At 66.8% G+C, this 6,144-nt stretch carries 6 protein-coding genes; 3 read left to right on the top strand and 3 right to left on the bottom strand.

What is annotated here, in order from left to right:
- Positions 1-428 precede the first annotated feature (428 nt).
- Positions 429-893: a GNAT family N-acetyltransferase gene (locus BDO18943_RS29090; protein WP_027787064.1), complete on the top strand. Its 465-nt coding sequence runs from the start codon at positions 429-431 to the stop codon at positions 891-893.
- A 24-nt stretch (positions 894-917) separates the two neighbouring features.
- Here the strand turns inward: BDO18943_RS29090 and BDO18943_RS29085 are convergent, their stop codons facing one another.
- Positions 918-1,793, bottom strand: coding sequence for an AraC family transcriptional regulator (locus BDO18943_RS29085; protein WP_175024982.1), 876 nt, complete (start codon positions 1,791-1,793; stop codon positions 918-920).
- Between the two features lie 255 nt (positions 1,794-2,048).
- On the opposite strand from BDO18943_RS29085, the gene BDO18943_RS29080 reads away from it, so the two are divergent.
- Entirely contained in the window at positions 2,049-2,462 is a 414-nt protein-coding gene (locus BDO18943_RS29080; RefSeq protein WP_089450853.1) for a gamma-glutamylcyclotransferase family protein, read from the top strand.
- A 135-nt stretch (positions 2,463-2,597) separates the two neighbouring features.
- Here BDO18943_RS29080 and aceB read toward each other — a convergent pair whose 3' ends face one another.
- The gene (gene aceB / locus BDO18943_RS29075; RefSeq protein ID WP_175024981.1) at positions 2,598-4,190 is read right to left on the bottom strand and encodes a malate synthase A; all 1,593 of its coding nucleotides are present in this window, start codon (positions 4,188-4,190) and stop codon (positions 2,598-2,600) included.
- Between the two features lie 67 nt (positions 4,191-4,257).
- Positions 4,258-5,019, bottom strand: coding sequence for a haloacid dehalogenase type II (locus BDO18943_RS29070; RefSeq protein ID WP_089450852.1), 762 nt, complete (start codon positions 5,017-5,019; stop codon positions 4,258-4,260).
- Positions 5,020-5,172: 153 nt separating this feature from the next.
- On the opposite strand from BDO18943_RS29070, the gene BDO18943_RS29065 reads away from it, so the two are divergent.
- Positions 5,173-6,078, top strand: coding sequence for a LysR family transcriptional regulator (locus tag BDO18943_RS29065; protein WP_043189205.1), 906 nt, complete (start codon positions 5,173-5,175; stop codon positions 6,076-6,078).
- Positions 6,079-6,144 lie beyond the last annotated feature (66 nt).

Genomic DNA, 6,144 nt, shown 5'->3' with positions numbered 1-6,144 from the left:
GCGGTAGTTCAGTCGGTTAGAATACCGGCCTGTCACGCCGGGGGTCGCGGGTTCGAGTCCCGTCCGCTCCGCCAGAAAATGAAGAAGCCCGCCTTGTGCGGGCTTTTTCATTTGCGTTTCCGGTTGCGCCCGCTGGCGGGCGCGAGACTGCGGAGTGGAGGAAGCCGCCTGCGCGGCTTCCGGCGGGACTCGAAGGGCTGCGCTTGCAAGCGCAGCCGCGGCCTGCGGGATGTAGGCGAGTCCCGTCCGCTCCGCCAAAAAAATGAAGAAGCCCGCCTTGCGCGGGCTTTTTCATTTGCGCTTCCGGTTGCGCCCGCTGGCTGCGCGTAACTTGCGGTCATCCGGCGTCGAGCCGCTACGAGAAATCCGCGATTGCATCCGCACGCGACTGCGCTATCGTGGCGGGATGCGTTCTTGACCCCTGCGCGATGCTCGATCCGACCGACCTGCGACTCCTGTATCAGCTCCGGCCCGCGGAGGCTGGCGATTTTCCGTTTGCCGAAGCGCTGACGCACGGCAACATGGGCGGCTATTACAAGCGCCATGGGCTCGTGTGGCGCAGCGACCTGTTCTACGCGAGCTGGCGCGAATCCGAGAACTTCATCCTCGAGGCCGACGGCGAGCGCATCGGCGTGCTGCGCGTGACCGAGGAGGGCGACTCGCTGCACATCCGCGACGTACAGATCGCGGCCGGCCATCGCGGGCAGGGCGCCGGTACCTACATGCTCGACATGTCGCATCGCTGGGCGCGTGCGCGCGGGCTGCACGAGCTGCAACTGCGCGTGTTCGTCGACAATCCTGCCGCGCGTCTCTATTTGCGCATGGGCTATCAGGTTGCCGGGTCGCGGCTCGCGCAATTGGGCTCGATCCGCCACATGGTGCGGCCGGTCTGACGGTCGGCGACCGGAGCGGGGCGTTCAGCGGGCAGCGCTGATCGCGTCGTCGTCCGGGGTTTCGTCGTCCACGAGGCGGCCTTCCGGGCCGCGGTGCTCGTAGCCGCGCAGCATGAATGCACGCGGGCTTTCGCCGAATGCACGCCGGAACATCGCCGAAAAGGCGCTCTGGCTCTGGTAGCCGAGTTCGCGCGCGATATGCGACAGCGGGCGTCCCTGGTTCAGCAGCGGAATGGCCCGCGCCAGCAGCGCCTGCTGACGCCACTGCGAAAAGCTCACCCCCAGTTCCTGCTTGAAGAGCCGCGAAATCGTACGCGTGCTCGCGCCGACCTCGCTGGCCCAGTGTTCGAGCGACTCCGCGTGCGCCGGGTGCGCGAGTACCGATTCGCACAGCATGCGCAGCCGTTTTTCGTCGGGCATCGGCACGGCGAGCGGCAGCGGTTCGGCGTGGCTCAGCTCGTCGAGCACGAGCCCGCACAGCAGGCGCTCGCGCGCCGTGCTCAGGTCGCGCGCGTCGAGCGCGACGATCAGCTCGCGCAGAAGGCCCGTCACTTCGACGACGCGGCATGCATCGAGCCCGTCGGGCACGATCGACTCGTCGATATACAGCGTGCGCAAATATGCCTCTTCGACGATCACGACCTCGTGCGTCACGTGCGGCGGTACCCAGATCGCGCGGGACGGCGGCACCATCCACGTCGTGCCGGTCGTCGCAACGCGCAGCACGCCGCGCGATGCGTACGCGAGCTGCGCCCACGCATGCGTATGCAGCGGGATGCGATACCCGGTATTGACCTGCCTTGCGCGCACGCGCATCGGATGGACGGCGGTCGGCGCGAATTCGGGCGGAATGTCGATGACGTACGGGTTCGATACGTCGGCTTGGGCGGGCGGATTCATGGACGATTCGGGCAGCGCGGCGGCGATGCCGTTATTGTAGAAGGCGCCGCGAAAGCGCACGCGGCGGTTTGTCGGGCGATCATGCCGCGTTCAAATGAACTTTGTATGGGGCCCGGCGATTTCGGGGCGGCCCGGAGCCGGGCGAGCTCGAGGGCTCGAACCATCTGGCCGGTATCGCGGTCTATCGATGCGTGGGCGATTCCGCGCGAATCGCGCCCGAACACGGCAACATACGAATCGAAGAGGAGAACCACGATGCGTTACGTATTCGTCTACGGCACCTTGAGAAACGGGGAGGCCAACGACATCGGCCACGCGGCCGCCAGGCACGGGATTGCCGCGCCGACGCTGCTCGGCGCTGCCGCGCTGCCGGGCGAACTGTACGATTTCGGTACCTATCCGGGGATGATCGCCGGGGCGGCCGGCCAGTCGCTCGTCTGGGGCGACGTCTACGAGGTCGACGACCAGCTCGTTCCCGTGCTCGACGAGATCGAGCGCGTCTATCCGGGCGTCGACTCGCTGTTCAAGCCGGAAGACGTGACCGTCGAACTCGGCGGCCGGCAGTACGCCTGCCTGTATTATCCGGTCGCCGCGCACGCGACAGCCGGGCGTCCGCGCATTGCGTCGGGCGACTGGGTTCAGCACCGGCGCGAGCGGGAAGCCGTCTGACCGGTTGTGCGGCAGCCGCAGTAGCTGATCTTGCCGCAAAAGAAAAAGCGCCCCGAGGGGCGCTTTTCTTGATGCCGTGATCGCATGCGACCGGCGCCGACGCAGGGCCGGCACCGATCGCGGCGGGCAGCTTCGTCAGATTTCCTCGTACAGCGGCAGCGTCAGGAATTCGGTGAAGCCTTCCGACGTCGACATCTGCTCGAAGATCGCCGCAGCGCGCTCGTACGGCTGCGTGTTGCCACCGACCGACCGCTTCACGTTGTCGAGTTCGGCCTTCGTATATTCGCGAACGAGTTCGGCCGTGACCTTGCGGCCGTCGTCGAGCACGCCCTTCGGCGAGCGGATCCATTGCCACACCTGCGAGCGGGAGATCTCGGCCGTGGCCGCATCTTCCATCAGGTTGTGGATCGGCACGCAGCCGTTGCCGTCGAGCCATGCGCCGAGGTAGTGGATCCCGACGTTGATGTTGTTGCGCAGGCCGGCTTCGGTGATCGGCGCTTCCGGCTGGAAGTCGAGCAGGTTCTTGCCTTCGACCTGCACGTCGTCGCGCTGCTTCGCGATCTGGTTCGGCTGGTCGCCGAGCACCTTGACGAATTCTTCCATCGCGATCGGCACGAGGCCCGGGTGCGCGACCCAGCCGCCGTCGTAGCCGTCGGTCGCATCGCGCTGCTTGTCCGAGCGCACGCCGCCCATCGCCTTGTCGTTCGCTTCCGGATCGTTCTTGATCGGGATCAGCGCGCTCATCCCGCCGATCGCCGGCGCGTTGCGCTTGTGGCAGGTCTTCAGCAGCAGCAGCGCGTACGCACGCATGAACGGCACCGTCATCGTGATCTTCGAACGCTCGGCGAGGCAGAAGTCGCGGTCGTTCTTGAATTTCTTGATCGCCGAGAAGATGTAGTCCCAGCGGCCGGCGTTCAGGCCCGAGCTGTGTTCGCGCAGTTCGTACAGGATCTCGTCCATCTCGAACGCGGCGAGGATCGTCTCGATCAGCACCGTCGCACGGATCGTGCCGCGCGGCACGCCGACGGCTTCCTGCGCGGCGACGAAGATGTCGTTCCACAGGCGCGCCTCGAGATGGCTTTCCATCTTCGGCAGGTAGAAGTACGGGCCCGAGCCGCGCGCGAGCAGTTCCTTCGCGTTATGGAACAGGAACAGCGCGAAATCGAAGATGCCGCCGGACACGCGCTGGCCATCGACCGTCACGTGCTTTTCGTCGAGGTGCCAGCCGCGCGGACGCACGATCAGCGTCGCGACCTTGTCGTTCAGCTGGTACGACTTGCCGTTCTGCTCGAGCGAGATCGTGCGGCGCACCGCGTCCTTCAGGTTGATCTGGCCGTCGATCTGGTTCGTCCAGCTCGGCGCGTTCGAATCCTCGAAGTCCGTCATGTACGAATCGGCGCCCGAGTTCAGCGCGTTGATGATCATCTTGCGCTCGACGGGGCCCGTGATTTCGACGCGGCGGCATTGCAGATCGGCCGGCAGCGGCGCGACTTTCCAGTCGCCTTCGCGGATCGTCTTCGTCTCGGCCAGAAAGTCGGGGCGCTCGCCTGCGTCGAGGCGTTTCGTGCGCTCGACGCGCGCCTGCAGCAGCGCCTGGCGGCGCGGTTCGAACGCGCGGTGCAGCGCCGCGACGAGTGCGAGTGCTTCGGGCGTCAGGATTGCTTCGTAACCCGGCTGGATGTCGCCGGTGATCGCCATGCCTTGCGGCAGCGTGATCGGGGTGCTCATGAGTCTCATCTCCTTGGTCGGTCAGTTGCGGTTTCGGTGAAGGGGGAAGGCGGCAGCGCTGCGAACGTCATGCACCCGGGCCGGGGCGCGTGCGGTTTGCGGATCTGCCGGACGGAGCCGGGGTGGCGAGGAATGCGAGCAGGTCGGCCATGCCGGTGCCCGTGCCGTCGGGCGGCGCGCCGAGTTCCTCGGCGGGCGCGCCCGTGCGGTTGAGCCAGAACGTCGTGTAGCCGAACCAGACGGCGCCGGCGACGTCCCACGCGTTCGACGACACGAACACGATGCCGCGCCGGTTCGGTCCGAACGCGGCGGTGCCGAGCGCGTAGGCGGCCGGGCTCGGCTTGTACGCGCGCACGGTGTCGGCCGACAGCACGCGATCGAACAGCCCGGTCATGCCGGCGCTCTTGATCGCGATGTCGAGCATCTGCGGCGTGCCGTTCGACAGGATCCCGAGCGGCGGGCGCGGGTCGAGCGCGCGCAGCTTGCGCAGCGCGGGCACCGTATCGGGATAGGTGGACAGGCATGCGTATTCGTCCATCAGCCGCTTCTCGGCCGCGCTGTTCAGCGCGAGCCCGAGCCGGCGCGCGGCGAACCGCAGCGCATCGAGCGTGATGTCCCGGAACGGGCGATAGCGCGCGCCGGCCGGATCGGCGAGCGTGCGCAATTGCGAGTATTCGATCTGCTTGCGTCGCCACAGCTGCGACAACCGTTCCCCGTGACCGGGAAACATCTGTTCCGCCGCGGCCAGGACCGCACGCACGTCGAACAACGTGCCGAATGCGTCGAAGAGGATTGCGTCGGGAGAGGAGAGTGTCGTTGTGGCCGACATAGCCTTGCGCTCCAGTTTCAGAGGTCAGGTAAATTCTATTCGTGATCGTATGCGCTAAAAAAGACGCTAAACATCACTTGATCTTTTACTTTCATATACCTAATCTAGAGCGGTTTAAGCTATTTGAAGGGCGGCAGCGCCGCCCCGCGAGTCATGGACCGGTTCAAGCAGATCGAAACGTTCGCCGCGGTCGCGGCAAAGGGCAGCCTGTCGGCGGCCGCGCACGCGGAAGGCGTCGCACCGGCGATCATCGGCCGCCGTCTCGACGCGCTCGAGGAGCGGCTCGGCGTCAAGCTGCTGGTGCGCACGACGCGCAAGCTCACGCTGACGTTCGAGGGCTCGGCGTTTCTCGAGGATTGCCAGCGCGTCATCAACGACATGCAGAACGCGGAGGCGAGCGTGTCCGCCGGCGGCGTGAAGGCGAGCGGTCACCTGCGCATTTCCGCGCCGGCTGGCTTCGGCCGGCGGCACGTCGCGCCGCTCGTGCCGGAATTCAGCGTCGGGCATCCGGATGTGTCGGTCACGCTCGACCTGTCCGACCGGATGGTCGACCTCGTCAACGAGGGGTTCGATTGCGCGGTGCGGCTCGGCGAGCTGCCCGACTCGTCGCTCGTGTCGCTGAAGCTCGGCGAGAATCGCCGCGTGTGCGTCGCTTCTCCCGCGTATCTCGCGCGGCGCGGCACGCCGGCCACGCTCGCGGAGCTGGCGCGGCACAACTGCCTCGCGCTCGCGGCAAACGCGAACCAGCAACGCGGCTGGGCGTTCCAGGAGGACGACAAGGTCGTGTCGATCCGCGTGAACGGCACGATGGAATGCTCGGACGGCGCGGTGCTGCACGAGTGGTGCCTCGCCGGTCACGGCCTGGCGTGGCGCTCGTGGTGGGAGGTCGGCGAGGACATCGCGGCCGGCCGCCTCGTCAGCGTGCTCGACGCATTCGCGGCCCCGCCGATCGGCATCCACGCGGTGTTTCCGCAACGCCGGCATCTGCCGCTGCGCGTGCGGCTGTTTCTCGATTACCTGAAGCACACCTACGAGCAGCCCGGATATTGGGGCGAGTAGGCCGCGTGGGCCCGCGCGTTTCCGATATGAGGGCGAACCCGCTGCCGGTGCCGATTGCGCGGTTTC

This window comes from Burkholderia aenigmatica (genome assembly GCF_902499175.1).
In the GTDB taxonomy this organism is placed as follows: domain Bacteria; phylum Pseudomonadota; class Gammaproteobacteria; order Burkholderiales; family Burkholderiaceae; genus Burkholderia; species Burkholderia aenigmatica.
The sequence above is the reverse complement of the archived record's forward strand: the minus strand, read 5'-3'. Positions and strand labels throughout refer to the sequence as shown.

Excerpts from the sequence above, each read along its gene's own strand:
- BDO18943_RS29090 (WP_027787064.1), top strand. The coding sequence starts at position 429 with ATGCTCGATCCGACCGACCTGCGACTCCTGTATCAGCTCCGGCCCGCG.
- BDO18943_RS29085 (WP_175024982.1), bottom strand. The coding sequence starts at position 1,793 with ATGAATCCGCCCGCCCAAGCCGACGTATCGAACCCGTACGTCATCGAC.
- BDO18943_RS29080 (WP_089450853.1), top strand. The coding sequence starts at position 2,049 with ATGCGTTACGTATTCGTCTACGGCACCTTGAGAAACGGGGAGGCCAAC.
- aceB (WP_175024981.1), bottom strand. The coding sequence starts at position 4,190 with ATGAGCACCCCGATCACGCTGCCGCAAGGCATGGCGATCACCGGCGAC.
- BDO18943_RS29070 (WP_089450852.1), bottom strand. The coding sequence starts at position 5,019 with ATGTCGGCCACAACGACACTCTCCTCTCCCGACGCAATCCTCTTCGAC.
- BDO18943_RS29065 (WP_043189205.1), top strand. The coding sequence starts at position 5,173 with ATGGACCGGTTCAAGCAGATCGAAACGTTCGCCGCGGTCGCGGCAAAG.